Raw genomic sequence first — 19,717 nt, 5'->3', positions numbered from 1 at the left:
TATTAGTTTCCGAAATACATTTTCGGCATGATCCCGCCAACTCCGCCCCATCCCCTGCGCACGCGCGCGTTCCGGCTGCTCTTCATCGGCCGCTCCCTGTCCCTGCTGGGCGACGCCGTGATCCCGGCCTCGCTCGCCCTCGCCGTCTACCTGGCGACCGGCTCCACCGCCGACCTCGCGCTGGTGCTCGGCTGCTCGATGGTCCCCCGGCTGCTGCTCCTGCCGGTCGGCGGTGTGATCGGCGACCGCTTCAACGCCCGGACCGTCGCGCTCGCCACCGACCTCGTCCGCTGCGCCACCCAGCTCTTCGTGGGCGTCGAACTGCTCGGCGGCGAGCCCCGGCTCTGGCAGATCGCGCTCGCGGAGGCGATCGGCGGCGCCGCCTCCGCGTTCGCGATGCCCGTACTGGCCCCGCTGCTCACCGGGACGGTCGGGGAGGGCGGCCTCGGCCGCGCCAACGCGCTCATGGGGGTGGTCTCCAGCGCCACCCGGGTGGGCGGCCCGGCGCTCGCGGGCGCGCTCATCCTCACCATCGGGCCCGGCTGGGCCTTCGTCCTGGACTCGGCGTCCTTCGCCGTCAGCGCGGCCCTGCTGAGCGCGATCCGGGTCCGGCACGTGCCGCTCGCCCGCAGCTCGCTCACCGCCGACCTCAAGGAGGGCTGGAGCGAGGTGCGCTCGCGGGACTGGTACTGGACCAGCCTGTTCGCCCACTCCGCCTGGAACGGCGCCGCCGCCGTGCTGATGACGCTCGGACCGGCCGTCGCCTTCGAGGAGTTCGACGGCAGGACGTTCTGGCTGGCCTTCCTCCAGACGGGCGCGGTGGGCCTGCTGCTCGGCTCGCTGGCCGCCGGACGGGCCCGGCCCGCGCGGCCCGTCCTCACGGCCAACCTGGGGCTGGCCACCTACGCCCTGCCGCTCACCCTGCTCGCGCTCTCCGCGCCGGCCCCGCTCGTCATCGCCGCGTACGGCATCGCCCAGGCCGGTCTCGGCTTTCTGTCACCGGTCTGGGAGACGGCCGTGCAGTCGGCCGTACCGGCCCATGTGCTGGCCCGGGTCACCTCGTACGACTGGCTCCTCTCGCTCGCGGCGATGCCCCTGGGGTACGCGCTCGCGCCCCTGGCCGCCGACGCCTGGGGCCCCGGGGTGCCGCTGCTGGCGGCGGCCGTCGTGGTGGGCGGCGCCTGTCTGGCGACGGCCGCGGTGCCGGGGGTGCGCCGGTTCGGGCGCCCCGCCCCGGCCGCGCCCGTGCCCGACCGGCCGACCTGCGACAGCGGCGCTCCCGTGGCCGATTAGGCTCATGCCGTGCCAGCAGAGAACGCGCGCGTGCCCGCCGAGTCCGAGCTCCTCCCGAGCAGGTCCGAGCCCGCCAAGGGCGAGCAGACCCGCACCCTGATCCTGGAGACCGCCATGCGGCTGTTCCAGGAGCTCGGGTACGACAGGACCACGATGCGGGCCATCGCCAAGGAGGCCGGGGTCTCCGTCGGCAACGCGTACTACTACTTCGCCGGCAAGGAGCACCTGATCCAGGGCTTCTACGACCGGATCGCCGCCGAACACCAGGCGGCGGTACGGGAGGTGCTGGACCGTGAGACGGACCTGGAGGCGCGGCTCACCGGGGTGCTGAGCGCCTGGCTGGACATCGCGGCCCCGTACCACGAGTTCGCCGCGCAGTTCTTCAAGAACGCGGCGGACCCCGACAGCCCGCTCAGCCCGTTCTCACCGGAGTCCCAGCACGCCCGCGAGGCGGCGATCGACGTGCACCGCGAGGTGCTCGCGGGAACGAAATCCAAGGTCCCCGCCGAACTCGCGGACGTGCTGCCCGAGTTGATGTGGCTCTCCCAGATGGGCCTGGTCCTGTACTGGGTGTTCGACCGCTCCGAGGGCCGCGAGCGCAGCTACCGGCTCGCCGCGCGCGGCGCCCGACTCACCACGCGTGGCGTCGCGCTCGCCCGCTTCCGGGTGCTGCGCCCCCTCGTCCACGAGGTCCACGAGCTGTTCACGGACTTCCTGCCGGGCATGGCCCAGGCGGCGACGGCCCGCAGGAAGTCCTGAGCCGAGGGGCACCGGCCCTCAGATCCAGTTCAGCTCCCACAGCCGCCACACACCGGTTCCGTCCGACAGGTACTGCAGCCCGCCGACGCTGCGGCTGCTCACCACGTAGTCCTTGCCCTGCCACAGCGGGATCAGCGGCACGTCCTCGGCGATCTTGTCCTGGAGCGCCTTGAAGTCGTCGGCGGTGCGGCCCCGGTCGCTGTACTGCTGGGTGCGCTGGATGATGCCGTCGACGTCCTTGTCCGAGTACCCGGTGTGCAGGCTGTTCCCGGTGCCGACCAGCGGCTGGCTGAAGTTGTCCGGGTCGGGGAAGTCCGCGACCCAGCCCGCGGTGTACGCGTCGTAGACCCCGGCCGCGTAGTTCTTCTGCATCTTCGTCCAGTCGGCCTCGGCCAGCAGGTCGACCTCGAACAGACCGCCCTTCTCCAGCTGCGCCTTGAGCAGCTCCGCCTCGGCGCCGTTGGCGGCGAGCTTGCGGTAGGCGAGGGTGAACTTCACGGGGGTGCGCACGTCCGCCGACTTCAGCAGGGACCTCGCCCTGCCCACGTCCACCTTGGGGTAGGCGTCGAAGAAGGCCGTGCTGTGGCCGGTGAAGCCCTGCGGGATCAGCGAGAACAGCGGCTCGACCGTGCCGTCGTAGACCCCGGCGGCCAGCGCCGGCCGGTCGATCAGCGCGGCCAGCGCCTGGCGGACCTTGGTCTTGGCCAGCGGATGGCCGGGCCGGACGTTGATGTTCAGGTTGCGGGTCTCGGCCCCGGGCGTCTCGCTGATACGGATGTCCGGGTCGCCGGGCGACAGCTTGGCGAGCACCTTGGGCGGCATCTGCCGGTGCGCGACCTCGACCTGCCCACCCTTCCACGCCTGGTTGAGCTGGTCGGCTTCGGCGTAGTAGCGCACCTGGATCGGCAGGCCCTGCTTGCCGACCGCGCCGCGGTAGTCGGGATTGGGCTCCAGCGTCGCGCTCTGGCCCTGCTTGTACGCCTTGAGCAGGTACGGGCCGGAGCCGACCACGCCGTCGCCCTTGCGCAGCGACTTCTCCGGGTACGCCTCCCGGTCCACGATCGACCCGGCGCCGGTCGCGAGCTTGGACGGGAAGGTCGCGTCCTTGGTCTTCAGATTGAAGGTGACGGTGCCGCCCTCGGCCTGGACCGAGCCGAGGGACGAGAGCAGCGAGGCCGGGCCCACATCGCTCTTGATCTTCATCACCCGGTCGAAGGAGAACTTGACGTCGGCCCCGGTGACCTTGCGTCCGGACGAGAAGGTCAGCCCGTCGCGCAGCTCGCACTGGTACGTCATCAGCTTCAGCCCGATGAACCGGCAGCCGCGCGCCGCGTCCGGCACCGGCACCGCCGAGCCCGGCTTGAAGGTGAGCAGGGTCTGGTAGAGGTTGCTGTAGAGCGCCCAGGAGCCGGCGTCATACGCGCCGGCCGGGTCCAGGGACGTGATCGCGTCCGTCGTCCCGACCGTGATCGGGTCCTTCTTCTTCCCGTCGGACGGCAGTAGCTGCCATCCCCCCACCCCGGCGACCACCAGTACCGCACAAATCGCCAGAATCCGCATACGGATCGACCGCATCGCCGTGCTCTCCTCGCAACGCCCCACCCTTCAGGGCGTGCCGAACCCCCTCGCGCACCCCTGTGATGGCGCTCACCCAATCACACGGGTTTCACATTCGGAAGAGGAAATCTTCACTACACAGCTACTCGTTAGCCGCGCGTGACAAGGGGGCCCGCGCTAGTCGTTAGCGGTCCGTGACCCGGCGGCCGGGGCCTCGGGGGCGGCCTGGGCGCGCAGATGGCGTACGGAACGGAACCCGATGAGGCCGACACCCGTCCCCAGGAGAAAGGACACGACGGCGAGGGTGAGGTGCACCCAGAAGTACGCCGTCGGGTCGCCCGCGTCGTCGAAGGCCAGCCCGCTGCCGTCCTTCCACAGGTTCTTGACGAAAGTGATCCAGATGATCCAGCTCCACACTCCGAACGCGAGCAGGAACCAGGAGACGCGGCTGCTGAGCTTCATGGAATCAGTATCTCCGGGGCGAAGCGGGCACAGCCGGGCGGGTGGCGGCTCCCGGCGGGTCACCCCCGCGGTGTTCGGATCGACACCTTCGGCCTGTACGTTCTCGTCCGTGTCTGCTGTGAAGAAGCCCGCCAGGATCGCGCTGGCGATCGCGGTCGCCGCGCTGCTGCCCGCGCTCGCCGCCGTGCCCGCGTCGGCGCTGCCCAACGACGACAAACCCGGCACGCAGGGCCTGCCCGGCAAGACCCGCAGGGACCCCGACCCGCCGCCCGCCGCCATGTCGACCGTGGGCGGCGCGCTGCTCGGACAGCCCGGCGCCCAGGTGAAGCTGGGCCCCGGTGCGCCGGTGCTGCCGATGGAGGTCTCGGGCCGCTCCTGGATCGTCGCGGACGCGGAGAACGGCCAGGTGCTCGCCTCGCACAACGCGCACTGGCGGCTGCCTCCGGCCTCCACCCTGAAGATGCTCTTCGCGGACACCGTGCTGCCCAAGTTCCCCAGGACCGACGTGCACACCGTCACCCCCGCGGACCTGGAGGGCGTCGGCGAGGGCAGCAGTATCGTGCCCATCCACGAGAACCTGCCGTACACCGTGCACGACCTGTGGCTCGGTGTCTTCCTGCGCTCCGGCAACGACGCCGTGCACGTCCTGTCGTCGATGAACGGCGGAGTGCCCAAGACCGTCCAGGACATGCAGGCGCACGCCGAGGACCTCCAGGCGCTCGACACGCATGTGGTCTCGCCGGACGGCTACGACGCCCCCGGGCAGGTCTCCAGCGCCTACGACCTCACCCTGTTCGCCCGCTCGGGCCTGCAGAAGAAGGACTTCCGCGACTACTGCTCCACCGCCTCCGCCAAGTTCCCCGGCGCCGAGGGCAAGAACCACGAGCGCGACTACTTCGAGATCCAGAACACCAACCGGCTGCTCGTCGGCGAGCGGGGCCTCGATCCCTACAAGGGCATCGCCGGCGTCAAGAACGGCAACACCACCAACGCGGGCGCCACCTTCACCGGTGTCGCCGAGCGCGGCGGCCGGGTGCTGCTCGTCACCGTGATGAACCCGAACTCCTCCGAGGGGCAGGCTGTCTACAAGGAGGCCGCCCGCCTGCTGGACTGGGGCTTCGCGGCGGCCGGCAAGGTGACCCCGGTGGGCGAGCTCGTGCCGCCCAGGTCGGCGCTCCCGGCCAACACCCCGCAGGGATCGCAGCCGCCGTCGAGCGCCGCCGCCCAGGACCCCGCGAAGGCGGCCGTCACCGCCCGCAAGGGGCCCGGCTCCGGTGGCGCCGCAACCGCCTTCGGCATCGCGGCCGGCGCCCTCCTGGTGGTCGCCGCCGGGGTGTTCCTGCTCAACCGGCGCTGGCCTCTTCCGGAGCTGGTGCGTCGCAAGCGGTGAGGCCGGGGTCGTCCTCCTTGGCCGGGGTGGCCGTCCAGGCCGCGCAGAACAGCAGCAGCTTCGCGGTGAGGTTGATCCACAGCAGCAGCGCGATGGGCACCCCGAACGCCCCGTACATGCTCTTGGCCGCGACCCCCTGCATATAGCCGCCGAGCAGCACCTTCAGCAGCTCGAACCCCACCGCGCCGATCACCCCCGCGGTCAGCAGATGGCGGCGCGGCGGGGAGACCCCGGGCAGCAGGGTCAGTACGTACATCAGGACCAGGAAGTCGGCGGCTGCGGCCACCGCGATGGCCACGATCCCCAGGAAGACCCGGCCGACGCCGTTGTGCTCCAGACCCAGCTGGGCGGCGGCCCAGCCCACGGCCGTCGAACCGATCGAGGACGCGGCGAACGAGGCGAGCCCGGCGCCGCCGAGGCCGACCAGCACCCCGCCGTCCTTGAGCTTGCGCAGGAACGGGTTCTCCTCCTCGTCGTCCCGGTCCCACACCACCCGCAGACAGCCGCGCATCTGGCCGATCCAGCCGATGCCGGTGAACAGCAGCAGGGCGCCCGCGACCACGCCGACCGTGCCCGCGTTGCGGGTCAGGTCCTGGAGGTCGAGCTGGTCGGAGATGCCTGGGACCTGCTCGGCGAGGGTGTTCTGGAGCTTCTCCACCCGGCCCGGGGTCAGCACGGCGGCGGCCACGGCCGCGCTCACGGTGAGCAGCGGGAAGAGCGCGAGGAAACTGATGAAGGTGATCGCGGCGGCGAGCCGGGACCAGCGCACCCGGTCGAGCCGCTCGTACGACCGCCACGCGTGTGTCCGCATCAGCCGGGTGATCCACGGCCCGACGACGGGAAGATTCTTCAGCCAGTCCATGACGTGCGAGTACCCTCCTCGGCCCGGAAGACAAGCGTCCGGGTCCCCCAGAAGCGCAGGCAGGTGGCGAGTGCCATGCCGAACACGGCACCCGAGAGCGTGTCGGCGCGCGGCGAGGTGAGGCCGAGGCCGTAGTGGGTGACGGCCAGACAGAGCAACTGCACCAGCGCGCCCGCGATGTTCACCGCGAAGAACACGGCGTACTCGCGTCCCCCGGCCCGGCTGCCCCGGTAGGTCCCGAAGGCGTTGCCGAGGTACGCGACGGTGCACCCCGCCACGAAGGACAGGCACTTGGCGGCCACCGGGTCCCATCCGAGCCCCGACCGCAGCCACACGAACAGGCCGAGGTCGACGGCGTACGCGCACGTCCCGGTCAGCGCGAAGCCGGCCAGCTCGGCCCGGCGCACCCTCACAGATCCGACACCGCCAGCCCGTACAGCGCGATCCACACCAGCGCGATGACCACCAGCGCCCGGTCGCGCAGCACCACGTCCTCGGGGGCGCCCGCGCTCCCCCGGTCGGCGAAGACGGCGTACCGCAGGATTCCGCCGATGAACGGGACCATCGACAGCTGCCGCCACGGCAGCAGCGAGCCGCCCGTCATACCGCCGCTCTCCAGCGCCCACATGCAGTACGCGAGGACCGCGACCCCGGCCGCGAGCTGCCAGACGAACCGCAGATAGCCGGTGGTGTACGCGTCCAGGAGCGCGCGGGTGGCGCCGCCGCGCCCCTCCATCTGGACGGCTTCCGAGTACCGCTTGGCCGCGACCATGAACAGCGCGCCGAACCCGGCGGTGATCAGGAACCAGCGCGAGAGCGGGATGGCGAGCGCGACCCCGCCGATCATGGCCCGCATCAGGAACCCGGCGGTGACCACGACCAGGTCGACAACGAGCACGTGCTTGAGCTTGACGCAGTAGGCGAGCTGCATCGCCACGTACGCGGTGAGCAGGGTCGCCGTCATGGCGTTGCAGGTGAGGGCCGCGCCGAGCGGGGCGAGCAGCGCGAGCAGCCCCCCGGTGGCGTACGCGACGGACACCGGCACCTGTCCGGTGGCCACCGGGCGGCGGCACTTGAGCGGGTGCGCGCGGTCGGCGGCGGCGTCGCGGGCGTCGTTGACGAGGTAGACGGCCGAGGCGGCGGCCGTGAACAGTACGAAGATCAGCAGGAGTTGGCGCAGGGTGTGCCGCGAGTCGAGCTGCCCGGCGGCGGCGGGCGCGGCGGCCACCAGCACGTTCTTGATCCACTGCCGGGGGCGCGCGGTCCTGAGCAGGCCGGCGGGCACGCCGAGCGCGCGCCGCCCGGGGTGCCGGGCGACCCGTTCTTCGAGGACGGCGAGGCCGGGGCGGCTCATGAGGCGGCTCCCGCGGCGGGCAGCGGCCGGACGGGGGGACGCGGACGGCTCGGCCACCGTGCCCCCAGCCGTGCCGTGGCCCCGCCCAGGAGCGCTCCGGCCACCACGTCCGAGGGGTAGTGGACGCCGGCGACCAGCCGGGACACGCACATCGCGGCGGCGAGCGGCGGCACCAGACGCGCCCCGGCGGGCCGCAGCGCGCCGTAGGCGACGGCCGCCGCGGCGGCCGAGGCGGCGTGCGAGCTGGGGAAGGAGTGCCGCCCCGCGGTGCGCACCAGCGGCTCCCGGGCGGCCAGGAGCGGCCGGGGCCGCCGCACCACCCGCTTCACGCCCATACTGGCCAGGTGCGCGCCCGCGACCAGCGCGGCCCCGCGCAGCCAGCCCGCGCGCCGCTCCCGGTCGACGGCGGCGGCCAGCGCCCCGCCCGCCAGCCACACCGCCGCGTGCTCCCCGGCGTACGAGAACGCGCGGGCGACCGCGGCCACCCGTGGCCGGGCGCCGCAGTCGCGCAGCGCCGCCAGCAGCCGGTGGTCCGCGTCGGAGTACCGCATCTGCCACCCCAATCCCGTGAGACGGCCCCGCCGATCGGCCGTCAGCCGTACGCGACTCTCCCCGGCGGCGGCGCCGGATGCGCGTCAATGCCGCTTGACACTCACTCAATCACCCATTTCGGTGAGCAACATGCCAAACAGGGCATAACGCCACACTCGTCGGAGAAGCCCCGCTACGGTCGCTGTCATGCCTGCCGCCACCGCCCCGACGCCCGTGACCGGCTGGGGCCGCACCGCCCCGACGGCCGCCCGGCTGGTCCGCCCGCGCAATTACGAGGAGGCGGTGGCCGCCGTCCTGGCGGGCGGGGCACGCGGGTCCATCGCCCGGGGTCTGGGCCGGGCGTACGGTGACGCGGCGCAGAACGCCGGGGGCGCCGTCCTGGACATGACCGGACTCGACCGCGTCCGGACCATCGACGCCGAGGCGGGTGTGGTGGTCTGCGAGGCGGGGGTCAGCCTGCACCGCCTGATGGAGGTCCTGCTGCCACTGGGCTGGTTCGTGCCGGTGACGCCCGGGACCCGGTACGTCACGGTCGGCGGCGCGATCGGCGCGGACATCCACGGCAAGAACCACCACGGCGCGGGCGCCTTCTCCCGCCATGTACGCGCCCTCGACCTCCTCACGGCGGACGGCGCGGTCCGCAGGCTCACCCCCTCGGACGAGCTGTTCCACGCGACGGCTGGCGGCATGGGCCTGACGGGGCTGATCCTCGCCGCCGAGCTGCGTCTGCACCCGGTGGAGACGTCCCTGATGACGGTGGACACCGAACGGGCGGCGGACCTGGACGACCTGATGGCGAGGCTGACGGCGACGGACCACCGCTACCGCTACTCGGTGGCCTGGATCGACCTGCTGGCCCGGGGCGCGAGGACGGGCCGGGCGGTGCTGACCCGGGGCGACCACGCGCCGCTCGGGGCGCTGCGCGGACGCGCGGGCAGGGCCCCGCTGCGCTTCTCCCCGCCCCGGCTCCCGCCCGCCCCGCCCCACCTCCCCGGGGGCCTGCTGACCCGCGCCTCGGTGTCGGCGTTCAACGAGCTCTGGTACCGCCGGGCCCCCCGGCACCGGACGGGGGAACTCCAGTCGATCGCCCGGTTCTTCCACCCCCTGGACGGCGTCCCGCACTGGAACCGGATCTACGGCCGGGGCGGCTTCGTCCAGTACCAGTTCGTGGTGGGCCACGGGCAGGAGGAGACACTGCGCCGGGTGGTGGACCGGATCGCGCGCCGGGGCTGCCCGTCCTTCCTCGCGGTCCTCAAACGCTTCGGCGAGGCCGACCCCGGCTGGCTCTCCTTCCCGCTCCCCGGCTGGACCCTGGCCCTGGACATCCCGGCCGGCCTGCCGGGCCTGGCCGGGTTCCTGGACGCACTGGACGAGGAGGTGGCGAGCGCGGGCGGCCGGATCTACCTGGCGAAGGACTCCCGCGTCCGCCCCGAGGTCCTGGAGTCCATGTACGCCCGCCTCCCCGCGTTCCGCGCCCTGCGCCGCGAACTGGACCCGGACGGGGTCTTCGTCTCCGACCTCTCCCGCCGTCTGAACCTCTGAAGGACCGCCCGCCCGGAGTTACGAGGAGTCACGAGATGAAGGACGCGTTCGGCACCCCCCAGTCCCTGCTGATCCTGGGCGGCACGTCCGAGATCGGCCTGGCCACCGCGCGCCGTCTGGTGGCCCGCCGCACCCGTACGGTCTGGCTGGCCGCCCGCCCCTCGCCCGCGCTGGACGCGGCGGCGACGGAGCTGCGCGAGCTCGGCGCGGACGTGCACACGCTCGCCTTCGACGCGCTGGACGCCGAGGCGCACGAACGGGTCCTGGGCAAGGTCTTCGCCCAGGGCGACATCGACATGGTCCTGCTGGCGTTCGGAATCCTGGGCGACCAGGAACGGGACGAGGGGTCGCCGCTGGCGGCCGTACGGGTCGCGCAGACCAACTACACGGGCGCGGTCTCGGCCTCCCTGATCTGCGCGAAGGCCCTGCGGAGCCAGGGCCACGGCTCCCTGGTGGTCCTCTCCTCGGTGGCGGGCGAACGCGCCCGCCGCGCCAACTTCATCTACGGCTCCAGCAAGGCGGGCCTGGACGCCTTCACCCAGGGCCTGGGCGACGCACTCCACGGCTCGGGCGTCCACGTGATGGTGGTACGCCCCGGCTTCGTCCGCACCAGGATGACGACCGGCCTCCCGGAAGCCCCGCTGGCGACCACGCCGGAGGCGGTGGCGGAGTCCATCGAGTCGGGCTTGCGGAGACGGGCGGAGGTGGTGTGGGTGCCGGGGACGCTGAGGGTGGTGATGTCGGCGCTTCGGCACGTACCGAGACCGCTGTTCCGGCGTCTGCCGGTGTAGGAACTCCAGGGCCAGGGGTACGGCTGCGGACCGTGGTGGGTTGCTCGCGCGGCTGACGCGAAGGCGATGCCGGCGCTCAGGCCCGCACGGACGGCTCGTCCCGCGACCCGCACGGCTCGTCCCTCGACCCGCCCTGCGCCGGCACCCCGCTCAGCCCGAACCCGTACTCGTGCAGCTTCCGCCACACGCCGTCCGCACCCTGCTCGTACAGCGCGAACCCGCCGCACGTCCACTCGGCCTCGAAACCCGCCAGCTCCTCGAACGCCCGGTCCATCCCCTCCTCGGAGATCCCGTGCGCCACCGTCACATGCGGGTGGTACGGAAAGTGCAGCTCACGCACGAGCGGCCCGGCCTCGTCCCGTACCCGCTGCTGGAGCCACGCGCAGTCCGCCCCGCCCTCGACGACCTGCACGAACACCACCGGCGACAGCGGCCGGAACGTCCCCGTCCCCGACAGCCGCATCGGAAACGCCCGCCCGGCCGACGCGACCTCGGCCAGATGGGCGCGGATCGCCGGCAGCCGTGCCGCGTCGACCTCGGTCGGCGGCACAAGGGTGACGTGCGTGGGAATCCCGTACGCGGCGGGATCACCGAAGCCCGCGCGCCGCTCCTGGAGCAAGCTGCCGTACGGCTCCGGGACCGCGATCGAAACGCCGAGCGTTACGGTCCCCACGTCGTTCTCCTCCGTCGTTGTCCGGGTACGTCTGTGTCCGTCAGTGTGCAGTGTGGCGGGCGCCCGGCCCTTCTGGCCAGAGCCCTCGGCCGGGCCGTCGGCCGGGCCATCGGTCCCGTGGGCCCGAGCGCGCCCCCCGCACCCCGCGCCTCGGCTCGGCTCAGTGCTTGGCGGGCAGGAACCCGACCCGCTCATATGCCGTGGCCAGCGTCTCGGCGGCGACCGCTCGCGCCTTCTCCGCGCCCTTGGCCAGGACAGAGTCCAGCGTCTCGGGGTCGTCCAGATATTCCTGGGTCCGGTCCCGGAACGGCGTGACGAACTCCACCATCACCTCGGCGAGGTCCGTCTTCAGCGCCCCGTACATCTTGCCCTCGTACTCCGTCTCCAGCTCGGGAATCGTCCTGCCGGTGAGAGTGGAATAGATGGTGAGCAGATTGGAGACACCCGGCTTGTTCTCGGCGTCGTACTTGATCACCGTGTCCGTGTCGGTGACCGCGCTCTTGACCTTCTTGGCCGTGGTCTTCGGCTCGTCGAGCAGGTTGATCAGGCCCTTCGGCGTGGACGCCGACTTGCTCATCTTGATCGACGGGTCCTGGAGGTCGTAGATCTTCGCCGTCTCCTTGAGGATGTACGGCGCCGGAATCCTGAACGTCTCCCCGAACCGGCCGTTGAAGCGCTCGGCCAGGTCGCGGGTGAGCTCGACGTGCTGGCGCTGGTCCTCACCGACCGGGACCTCGTTGGCCTGGTAGAGCAGGATGTCCGCGACCTGGAGGATCGGGTACGTGAAGAGGCCGACGGTGGCGCGGTCGGCGCCCTGCTTCGCCGACTTGTCCTTGAACTGCGTCATCCGGGACGCCTCACCGAAGCCCGCCAGGCAGTTCATGATCCACGCGAGCTGGGCGTGCTCGGGCACATGGCTCTGCACGAAGAGCGTGCAGCGCTCCGGGTCGAGCCCGGCGGCGAGTAGCTGGGCGGCGGCGAGCCGCGTGTTGGCGCGCAGCTCCTTCGGGTCCTGCGGAACGGTGATCGCGTGCAGGTCCACGACCATGTAGAACGCGTCGTGGGACTCCTGCAGCGCCACCCACTGGCGGACCGCGCCGAGGTAGTTGCCGAGGTGGAACGAGCCTGCCGTGGGCTGGATTCCGGAGAGCACTCGCGGGCGATGCTGCATGGCGGAGCCATTCCCCTGAGGGTGGTGGTGGGCGACGGGCGGGCGATCAGAGGCCATGCTCATCATTCTCTCAGGTGCCGCCGACAGCTCGGAAACGGTGTGGACAGCAGGGAGAGGAGGAACACAGTGTGTTCCTCCTCTCCCTGGTGCGAGAGCGCTAGTCCGTGGGCAGACCCGGCGCCGGGAACGCGGCCATCAGCTCGGCCACCTCGTCCCGGATCGCCGCGAGGGCGTCCTCGTCGCCGGTGCGGGCCGCGCCGACGCCCCGGTCGATCCAGTCGGCGACGGCCGCCATGTGCTCGGTGCCGAGGCCGCGCGAGGTGAGGGAGGGGGTGCCGATCCGGATGCCCGAGGGGTCGAACGGCTTCCTGGGGTCGTACGGGACGGTGTTGTAGTTGACGACGATCCCGGCCCGGTCCAGGGCCTTCGCGGCCACCTTGCCCGGGACGTCCTTGGGAGTGAGGTCCATGAGGATCAGATGGTTGTCCGTGCCGCCGGAGACCAGGTCGAAGCCGCGCGCGAGGAGCTGCTCGGCCAGGGCGTGGGCGTTGGCGACGACGGACCGGGCGTAGTCGCGGAACGAGGGCTCGGCCGCCTCGCGCAGGGCGACGGCGATCGCGGCGGTGGTCTGGTTGTGCGGGCCGCCCTGGAGGCCCGGGAAGACGGCCTTGTCGATGGCCTTGGCGTGCTGCTCGCGGGACATGAGCATGGCGCCGCGCGGGCCGCGCAGGGTCTTGTGGGTGGTCGTGGAGATCACGTCCGCGTACGGGGCCGGGGACGGGTGGGCGCCGCCGGCGATCAGGCCCGCGATGTGCGCCACGTCGGCGACCAGGACGGCGCCCGCCTCCCGGGCGATCTCCGCGAAGGCCGCGAAGTCGATGGTGCGCGGCAGAGCGGTGCCGCCACAGAAAATGATCTTCGGTCGTTCCTTGAGGGCGAGTTCGCGCACCTCGTCGAAGTCGATCAGGCCGGTGTCGTGGCGCACGCCGTACTGGACGCCCCGGAACCACCTGCCGGTCGCGGAGACGCCCCAGCCGTGGGTGAGGTGGCCGCCCATCGGCAGGGCCATGCCCATCACGGTGTCGCCGGGCTCGGCGAAGGCGAGGTAGACGGCCAGGTTGGCGGGCGAGCCGGAGTAGGGCTGGACGTTGGCGTGCTCGACGCCGAACAGCCTCTTGGCGCGCTCCACGGCGAGCGTCTCGACCTGGTCGATGTTCTGCTGGCCCTCGTAGTACCGGCGGCCCGGGTAGCCCTCGCTGTACTTGTTCTGCAGCACCGTGCCGGAGGCTTCGAGGACCGCTTGCGAGACGTAGTTCTCGCTGGGGATCAGCCGCAGGGTCTCCGACTGGAGCCGTTCCTCGGCGGCGACGAGCGCGGCGAGTTCGGGGTCCGTGGCGGAGAGGGCCGGGTGCGAGACGGCAGGGCGGGAAACGGGCTGGCTCATGGCGTCCTCCGGGGTCCGTGGTGGTCCCGGGGTGCCCAGGCGGGCGGCACCTCGTGCGCGTGGCACGCACGGCTTCCCCGGGGTCGCTTCCCCGTGCGCCAGTCGCCGTACGTACCACCCACCCTAACGGGCACACCGGGAATCAAGGTTTCCCCGTCCAGCATCCGAGCGACGAGAGAAACTGGGCCCTACCCCGTCCCACGCCGCACGATGAAACGGAGACCCCGTGTCGACTACATCGGACGCCATCCGCTCTGCCGAGGCCCACAGTGCGCACAACTACCATCCGCTGCCCGTCGTCGTCGCCTCGGCCGAGGGCGCGTGGATGACCGATGTCGAGGGGCGCCGCTTCCTCGACATGCTCGCCGGGTACTCGGCGCTGAACTTCGGACACGGCAACCGCAGGCTGATCGACGCGGCCAAGGCGCAGCTGGAGAGAGTGACGCTCACCTCACGGGCGTTCCACCACGACCGGTTCGCCGAGTTCTGCGGGCAGCTCGCACAGTTGTGCGACAAGGAGATGGTCCTGCCCATGAACACCGGGGCGGAGGCCGTGGAGACGGCCGTGAAGACCGCCCGGAAGTGGGGGTACCGGGTCAAGGGGGTCCCGGACGGGACGGCGAAGATCGTCGTCGCCTCCAACAACTTCCACGGGCGCACGACCACGATCGTCAGCTTCTCCACGGACCCCGAGGCGCGCGCGGACTACGGCCCGTACACGCCCGGCTTCGAGATCGTGCCGTACGGGGACCTGACCGCGCTGTCGGCGGCCGTCACGGAGAACACCGTGGCGGTGCTCCTGGAGCCGATCCAGGGCGAGGCCGGGGTGCTGGTGCCGCCGGCCGGATATCTGCCGGGCGTACGGGAGCTGACCCGCGAGCGGAACGTGCTGTTCATCGCGGACGAGATCCAGTCGGGTCTCGGGCGGACCGGGAAGACGTTCGCGTGCGAGCACGAGGGCGTGGTGCCCGATCTGTATGTGCTGGGCAAGGCGCTCGGCGGCGGGGTGGTACCGGTCTCGGCGGTGGTGGGCTCGGCGGAGGTGCTCGGGGTGTTCCGGCCCGGCGAGCACGGGTCGACCTTCGGCGGCAACCCGCTGGCGTGCGCGGTCGGCCTGGAGGTGATCGCGATGCTGCGCACCGGGGAGTACCAGCAGCGGGCGACCGAGCTCGGTGAGCACCTCCACCACGAGCTGGGCCTGCTGACCGGCACCAGCGCGGTCCGGGCGGTGCGCGGGCGCGGCCTGTGGGCGGGTGTCGACATCGACCCGTCGTTCGGCACGGGGCGGCAGATCTCCGAACGGCTGATGGACCGGGGCGTCCTGGTCAAGGACACCCATGGTTCGACGATCCGGATCGCCCCGCCGCTGGTGATCAGCAAGGAGGACCTGGACTGGGGGCTCGACCAGCTGCGGGCGGTGCTGGGCCAGGAGTAGCACCGGGGCGGCGGGGCCGGGCTTCGGACGGGCCCGGCCCCGCCGGTCCGCTAGCGGATCACATGCGGGACGAACCGCGCGTACTCGTCCGTGATCGGCCCCGACGACTCGCGGATGCCCAGGCCCGCCGCCTCGTCCTCGACCACCCAGGCGCCCAGGACGACCCGGTTGCCGTCGAAGTCGGGGAGCGGGGCGAGGGCCTGGTAGCAGACGGGTTCGTCGCGCCGGACGGGCGGCGCGCCGGGGCGGTGGATCTCGACCCCGGCGCCCTCCCGGCCGAGCAGCGGCTTGGAGACGTAACCGCCGGCGCCGGCCAGCTCGCGCGGCCCGTCCAGGTAGGCGGGCAGCAGATTCGGGTGGCCCGGGTACAGCTCCCACAGGACCGCCAGCAGCGCCTTGTTGGAGAGCAGCATCTTCCAGGCCGGCTCGATCCAGCAGGTGCTGCCGGTGCCGCCGCCGTTGTCCAGGGTCTCCAGGACGTGCGGGGCGAACCGGTCGGTGGTCAGCCACTCCCACGGGTAGAGCTTGAAGCAGCTGCGGATGAAACGGATGCGGTCGTCGACGAAACGGCCGGTCAGACCGTCCCAGCCGATCCGCTCCACCGACAGCGCCAGCGTCTCGATGCCCGCCTGCTCGGCGGTCTCGCGCAGATACGCCACGGTCATCAGGTCCTCGCCGAGCTCGTCGTCGTCCGAGTGGGCGAAGTGCAGCGGGCCGGGCGGGAGCAGCGCGGCCTGCCGCTTCCAGGCGGCGACCAGCCGTTCGTGGAGCGAGTTCCACTGGTCGGCGCCGGGGAAGCGCTCCTCCATCCAGAACCACTGCGGGCTCGCGGCCTCGACGAGCGAGGTGGGGGTGTCGGCGTTGTACTCCAGCATCCTGGCCGGGCCCGTGCCGTCGTAGCGCAGGTCGAACCGGCCGTAGATCGAGGGGAGTTCGGCGCGGCGGTGCCAGGACTCGGCGACCCGGGCGGCGAGCGCCGGGTCGGTGATCCCCAGTTCGGCGAAACGATTTTGCTCGACGATGTGCGCGGCTGCGGCCAGGCACATCGCGTGGAGCTCCTCGACGACCTCCTCCAGCGCCTCGACCTCGGGCAGGGTGAAGGAGTAGTACGCGCTCTCGTCCCAGTACGGGCGGAGCGAGCCGTCCGGGTAGCGGGTGAGGGGGTAGATCAGCCCCTGGGCCTCGACGGTCTGCTGCCAGCCGGGGCGCGGGTCGATGCGGTGCCGCTGCATCCCTCAGCCGCCGCCCGAGCCGGAGTGGCCGCCGAAACCGCCCCGGTCGACGCCTCCGGAGGAGCCGTCGGAGGTGGAGGACCCCGAGGAACCGGAGGAGCCGGAACCGGACCGGGAGCGGAAGGAGCCGCCGTAGACCGTGCCGTTGCGGACGTGGCCGCCGTAGTAGTACGAGCCGTGGCCGCCGTCCTTGCACTCGTACTTGGGGAGCTCCTTGTGCGTGACGGGGTCGACGCAGCGGCGGTCCGGCTCGTGGGAGCACGCCGTCAGCGTGGCGGCTAGTACCCCCATGCCACCGAGCACCACCGTGGTGGACCTGAGTCTGCGCATGTGCGGACCTCCCCCTCGCGAACCGTACGTATGCCTGGGACGTAAACCGGCCACACCCTAGTTCCCGCTCCTCGGGGACGAGGAACCCTCTTGCTCCTGCCCCCCGAACTCCCTTCCATTACAGTCCGTCTGTGCTCTTTGGGATGATCTGTGCGCTGGGGTCGGCGGTCTGCTACGGCACCGCGACCGTTCTTCAGGCCGTCGCGGCGCGGGCGGCGTCCGGGCCGGCCGCCGGGTCCGGGGCGACGGGGGTCGATCCGGCGCTGCTGCTGCGGGCGGTGCGGCAGTGGCGCTACATCGCCGGGCTCGGCCTGGACGGGCTGGGCTTCCTCCTCCAGATCGTGGCGCTGCGAGCCGTCCCGATCTACGCGGTCGGGGCGGCGCTGGCCGCGTCGCTGGCGGTGACGGCGGTGGTCTCGGCGCGGGTACTGGCGGTACGGCTGTCCGGTACGGAGTGGGCGGCGGTCGGGGTCGTCTGCGCCGGGCTTGCGATGCTGGGGCTGGCGTCCGGCGAGGAGGGCCACGAGGCCGGGCCCGCCGCGCTGCCCTGGGCGCTGCTCGCGGTCGCGGCGGCGATCCTGCTGGCCGGGGCGGTCGCCGGGCGCCTGCCCGGACGCGCCCGGGCCCTGGTCCTCGGACTCGGCGCGGGGTGCGGCTTCGGGGTGGTGGAGGTCGCGGTCCGGCTCATCGACTCCCTCGACCTCACCGAACCGGCGCTGTACGCGCTGCTGCTGGGCGGGGGCGCGGCGTTCCTGCTGCTGACGTCTGCGTTGCAGCGGGGGTCGGTGACGACGGCGACGGCCGGGATGGTGCTGGGCGAGACGATCGGCCCGGCGCTGGTGGGGGTGGGGTGGCTGGGGGACCGTACGCGGGAGGGGCTGGGGTGGTTGGCGGTCGTGGGGTTCGTGGTGGGGGTTGCGGGGGCGCTGGTGCTGGGGCGCTTCGGGGAGGTGCCCGGGGGGGCTCGGGGTGAGGTGTAAGTGGCTCCCGGTGGTGGGGGTTGCTCGCGCAGTTCCCCGCGCCCCTGATCGGCCCGGGGGTCGTCCGCGGGCCGGTGGGGGCTGATCGCGCAGTTCCCCGCGCCCCTGATCGGCCCGGGGGTCGTCTGCGGGCCGGTGGGGGCTGATCGCGCAGTTCCCCGCGCCCCTGATCGGCCCGGGGGTCGTCCGCAGGCCGGTGGGGGCTGATCGCGCAGTTCCGCGCGCCCCTGAAGTCCTGGGCCTTCGGCCCGGACCCCTCCCGCCCGAGGGACAGGAGTGGCAGCGGCCGGAAGTACCTAAGGGGCGCGGGGAACTGCGCGAGAATTCCCACCGGCCCGCAGACAAAGACCGGGCAGCACAGGGGCGCGGGGAACTGCGCGACCAGCCACAGACGGCCCGCCGCCCCTACGGCAACACCCTGCACAGCGCATCCAGCGCCCCACCCCACCCCCAGTCCGGCGGCGCCGCATACCCCACCACCAGTGCGTCCCGGGACGCCGGCGTCGCCGGGTGGCGGAAGGCCGAGAGGCCCTGGAGGGCCAGGCCCTGCCACGCCGCGGCCTGGATCACCGCGCGTTCGGTGCCGGGCGGAAGCTCCAGCACCGCGTGCAACCCCGCCGCGATCCCGCTCACCCGCACCTCCGGCGCCCGCGCCGCCAGCGCCGCCACCAACTGGTCGCGCCGGCGCCGGTAGCGCAGCCGCATCCCCCGGACATGGCGGTCGTACGCACCGGACGCGATGAACTCCGCCAGCGTCAGCTGGTCGAGCGCGCCGCACGACCAGTCGATGTCCCCCTTCGCCTCCGCCACCTCCCCCGCGAGCCGCTCCGGCAGCACCATCCAGGCCAGCCGCAGCCCGGGGGCGAGGGACTTGCTGGCCGTGCCCAGATAGACGACGTGGTCGGGGTCGAGGCCCTGCAACGCCCCGACGGGCTGGCGGTCGTAGCGGAACTCGCCGTCGTAGTCGTCCTCCAGGATCAGCCCGTCCACCGCCCGCGCCCAGTCGACGGCCGAGGCCCGCCGGTCCGGCGGGAGCGCGACCCCGACGGGGAACTGGTGCGCGGGCGTCAGGAGCACCGCCCCGAGCCCCTTGACCTCGCCCAACTCACCGGTGAGCGTGCCGTGTTCGTCGAACGGCAGCGGCGGGGTGCGCAGCCCCGCGTGCGCGAGGAGGTCCCGGTGGACGTCGAGCCCGTACGACTCGACGCCCGTCACCCGCACCCGGCGCGCCCGCAGCACCCGTCCGAGCAGCATCAGACCGTGGACGAAGCCCGCGCAGACGACGATCCGCTCGGGGGCCGCGTGGACGCCGCGCGCCCGCGCCAGATACTCGGCGAGCACCGTGCGCAGCTCGATGCGCCCGCGCGGGTCGCCGTAGCCGAAGGCCTCGTGGGGGGCGGCCGTCAGCGCCCGCCGGGACGCCTTGAGCCATTCGGCGCGCGGGAAGGACGCGAGGTCGGGGCTGCCCGCGATCAGGCTGTACGCGGGGCTGCGGCGCGCCGGATGGCGGGGCCCGGACGGCTGCGGGCGGCGCGGCGCGGTCCGCTGGGCGACCCGGGTCCCCGAGCCCTGGCGTGCGGTGAGCCAGCCCTCGGCGACGAGTTCGGCGTACGCGTCGGCCACCGTGTTGCGCGCGATGCCCAGGTCCGCCGCGAGCGAGCGCGACGAGGGCAGCCGGGCGCCGGGGGCGAGCCTGCCGCTGCGCACCGCCTCGCGCAGCGCGTCCATGAGACCCGCGCGCAACCCGCCCGTGCCCACCTCCACATGGAAGTCGACACCGAAGACTTCAGCCAGGGTTCCGGAGGAAGTGGCCCAGGATTCCACCATGAAAATGGACCATACCCGTGTGACATGTGCCGCGTACCGTCATCCGTATGACGGCGACGAACG

Annotated in this window: 19 protein-coding genes and 1 riboswitch; of the genes, 7 read left to right on the top strand and 12 right to left on the bottom strand. The window is 72.6% G+C overall.

The window, feature by feature from the left end; translation table 11 throughout:
* The first annotated feature begins 27 nt into the window (after positions 1–27).
* Positions 28–1,293 (top strand): MFS transporter, encoded by a 1,266-nt coding sequence (locus tag ACZ5ID_RS20800; protein ID WP_468899846.1) that lies wholly within the window; start codon positions 28–30, stop codon positions 1,291–1,293.
* A gap of 30 nt (positions 1,294–1,323) precedes the next feature.
* Positions 1,324–2,052, top strand: coding sequence for a TetR/AcrR family transcriptional regulator (locus ACZ5ID_RS20795; protein ID WP_468900003.1), 729 nt, complete (start codon positions 1,324–1,326; stop codon positions 2,050–2,052).
* 18 nt (positions 2,053–2,070) lie between these two features.
* Here ACZ5ID_RS20795 and ACZ5ID_RS20790 read toward each other — a convergent pair whose 3' ends face one another.
* The gene (locus ACZ5ID_RS20790; RefSeq protein ID WP_468899843.1) at positions 2,071–3,627 is read right to left on the bottom strand and encodes an ABC transporter substrate-binding protein; all 1,557 of its coding nucleotides are present in this window, start codon (positions 3,625–3,627) and stop codon (positions 2,071–2,073) included.
* A gap of 159 nt (positions 3,628–3,786) precedes the next feature.
* Positions 3,787–4,071, bottom strand: a complete 285-nt coding sequence (locus ACZ5ID_RS20785; protein WP_468899840.1) for an SCO4848 family membrane protein — start codon at positions 4,069–4,071, stop codon at positions 3,787–3,789.
* Between the two features lie 109 nt (positions 4,072–4,180).
* Here ACZ5ID_RS20785 and ACZ5ID_RS20780 point away from each other — a divergent pair, with 109 nt between their 5' ends.
* Positions 4,181–5,461 (top strand): D-alanyl-D-alanine carboxypeptidase family protein, encoded by a 1,281-nt coding sequence (locus ACZ5ID_RS20780; protein ID WP_468899838.1) that lies wholly within the window; start codon positions 4,181–4,183, stop codon positions 5,459–5,461.
* Here ACZ5ID_RS20780 and ACZ5ID_RS20775 read toward each other — a convergent pair.
* From ACZ5ID_RS20775 to ACZ5ID_RS20760, 4 genes are read right to left on the bottom strand one after another with little or no spacing between them, the layout of a single operon-like run.
* Positions 5,415–6,323, bottom strand: coding sequence for a YihY/virulence factor BrkB family protein (locus ACZ5ID_RS20775; RefSeq protein WP_468899835.1), 909 nt, complete (start codon positions 6,321–6,323; stop codon positions 5,415–5,417). The two genes, ACZ5ID_RS20780 and ACZ5ID_RS20775, sit on opposite strands and share 47 nt — an antisense overlap.
* Positions 6,311–6,736, bottom strand: coding sequence for a GtrA family protein (locus ACZ5ID_RS20770; RefSeq protein WP_468899833.1), 426 nt, complete (start codon positions 6,734–6,736; stop codon positions 6,311–6,313). The genes ACZ5ID_RS20775 and ACZ5ID_RS20770 overlap by 13 nt, the downstream gene beginning before the upstream one ends.
* Positions 6,733–7,677 (bottom strand): decaprenyl-phosphate phosphoribosyltransferase, encoded by a 945-nt coding sequence (locus tag ACZ5ID_RS20765; protein ID WP_406553163.1) that lies wholly within the window; start codon positions 7,675–7,677, stop codon positions 6,733–6,735. Before ACZ5ID_RS20765 ends, ACZ5ID_RS20770 begins: the two co-directional genes overlap by 4 nt.
* Positions 7,674–8,228: a phosphatase PAP2 family protein gene (locus ACZ5ID_RS20760; RefSeq protein ID WP_468899829.1), complete on the bottom strand. Its 555-nt coding sequence runs from the start codon at positions 8,226–8,228 to the stop codon at positions 7,674–7,676. The genes ACZ5ID_RS20765 and ACZ5ID_RS20760 overlap by 4 nt, the downstream gene beginning before the upstream one ends.
* 187 nt (positions 8,229–8,415) lie before the next feature.
* Here ACZ5ID_RS20760 and ACZ5ID_RS20755 point away from each other — a divergent pair, with 187 nt between their 5' ends.
* Together ACZ5ID_RS20755 and ACZ5ID_RS20750 are read left to right on the top strand one after the other, a co-directional pair.
* Positions 8,416–9,771 (top strand): FAD-binding oxidoreductase, encoded by a 1,356-nt coding sequence (locus ACZ5ID_RS20755; RefSeq protein ID WP_468899826.1) that lies wholly within the window; start codon positions 8,416–8,418, stop codon positions 9,769–9,771.
* Between the two features lie 35 nt (positions 9,772–9,806).
* Positions 9,807–10,562: a decaprenylphospho-beta-D-erythro-pentofuranosid-2-ulose 2-reductase gene (locus ACZ5ID_RS20750; RefSeq protein WP_468899823.1), complete on the top strand. Its 756-nt coding sequence runs from the start codon at positions 9,807–9,809 to the stop codon at positions 10,560–10,562.
* A 76-nt stretch (positions 10,563–10,638) separates the two neighbouring features.
* Here the strand turns inward: ACZ5ID_RS20750 and ACZ5ID_RS20745 are convergent, their stop codons facing one another.
* The 3 genes from ACZ5ID_RS20745 to ACZ5ID_RS20735 form a co-directional block, all read right to left on the bottom strand.
* Complete coding sequence (locus ACZ5ID_RS20745) at positions 10,639–11,235, bottom strand: 2'-5' RNA ligase family protein (RefSeq protein ID WP_468899820.1); 597 nt, start codon at positions 11,233–11,235, stop codon at positions 10,639–10,641.
* Positions 11,236–11,395: 160 nt separating this feature from the next.
* Positions 11,396–12,406 carry a tryptophan--tRNA ligase gene (gene trpS / locus ACZ5ID_RS20740; RefSeq protein ID WP_468899818.1) on the bottom strand — a complete coding sequence of 337 codons (1,011 nt, stop codon included), beginning with the start codon at positions 12,404–12,406 and terminating at the stop codon, positions 11,396–11,398.
* A gap of 157 nt (positions 12,407–12,563) precedes the next feature.
* Positions 12,564–13,850 (bottom strand): serine hydroxymethyltransferase, encoded by a 1,287-nt coding sequence (locus ACZ5ID_RS20735; RefSeq protein ID WP_468899815.1) that lies wholly within the window; start codon positions 13,848–13,850, stop codon positions 12,564–12,566.
* Positions 13,851–13,876: 26 nt separating this feature from the next.
* Positions 13,877–13,966: riboswitch (ZMP/ZTP riboswitch) on the bottom strand.
* A 110-nt stretch (positions 13,967–14,076) separates the two neighbouring features.
* On the opposite strand from ACZ5ID_RS20735, the gene rocD reads away from it, so the two are divergent.
* On the top strand, positions 14,077–15,285 hold the full coding sequence (gene rocD, locus ACZ5ID_RS20730; protein ID WP_468899813.1) for an ornithine--oxo-acid transaminase: 1,209 nt from the start codon (positions 14,077–14,079) through the stop codon (positions 15,283–15,285).
* Positions 15,286–15,335: 50 nt separating this feature from the next.
* Here rocD and ACZ5ID_RS20725 read toward each other — a convergent pair whose 3' ends face one another.
* Together ACZ5ID_RS20725 and ACZ5ID_RS20720 are read right to left on the bottom strand one after the other, a co-directional pair.
* A complete protein-coding gene (locus tag ACZ5ID_RS20725) occupies positions 15,336–16,517 on the bottom strand; it encodes a glutathionylspermidine synthase family protein (RefSeq protein WP_468899810.1) in 1,182 nt (393 codons plus the stop codon).
* Between the two features lie 3 nt (positions 16,518–16,520).
* The gene (locus ACZ5ID_RS20720; RefSeq protein ID WP_468899807.1) at positions 16,521–16,847 is read right to left on the bottom strand and encodes a hypothetical protein; all 327 of its coding nucleotides are present in this window, start codon (positions 16,845–16,847) and stop codon (positions 16,521–16,523) included.
* 143 nt (positions 16,848–16,990) lie between these two features.
* Here ACZ5ID_RS20720 and ACZ5ID_RS20715 point away from each other — a divergent pair, with 143 nt between their 5' ends.
* Entirely contained in the window at positions 16,991–17,827 is an 837-nt protein-coding gene (locus ACZ5ID_RS20715) for a hypothetical protein (protein ID WP_468900000.1), read from the top strand.
* Positions 17,828–18,232: 405 nt separating this feature from the next.
* Here ACZ5ID_RS20715 and pdxR read toward each other — a convergent pair whose 3' ends face one another.
* The gene (gene pdxR / locus ACZ5ID_RS20710; RefSeq protein ID WP_468899804.1) at positions 18,233–19,654 is read right to left on the bottom strand and encodes a MocR-like pyridoxine biosynthesis transcription factor PdxR; all 1,422 of its coding nucleotides are present in this window, start codon (positions 19,652–19,654) and stop codon (positions 18,233–18,235) included.
* Between the last annotated feature and the right edge of the window lie 63 nt (positions 19,655–19,717).

It is taken from the genome of Streptomyces sp. NPDC031670, assembly GCF_055580545.1.
This window is presented reverse-complemented; position numbering and strand designations above follow the sequence as displayed.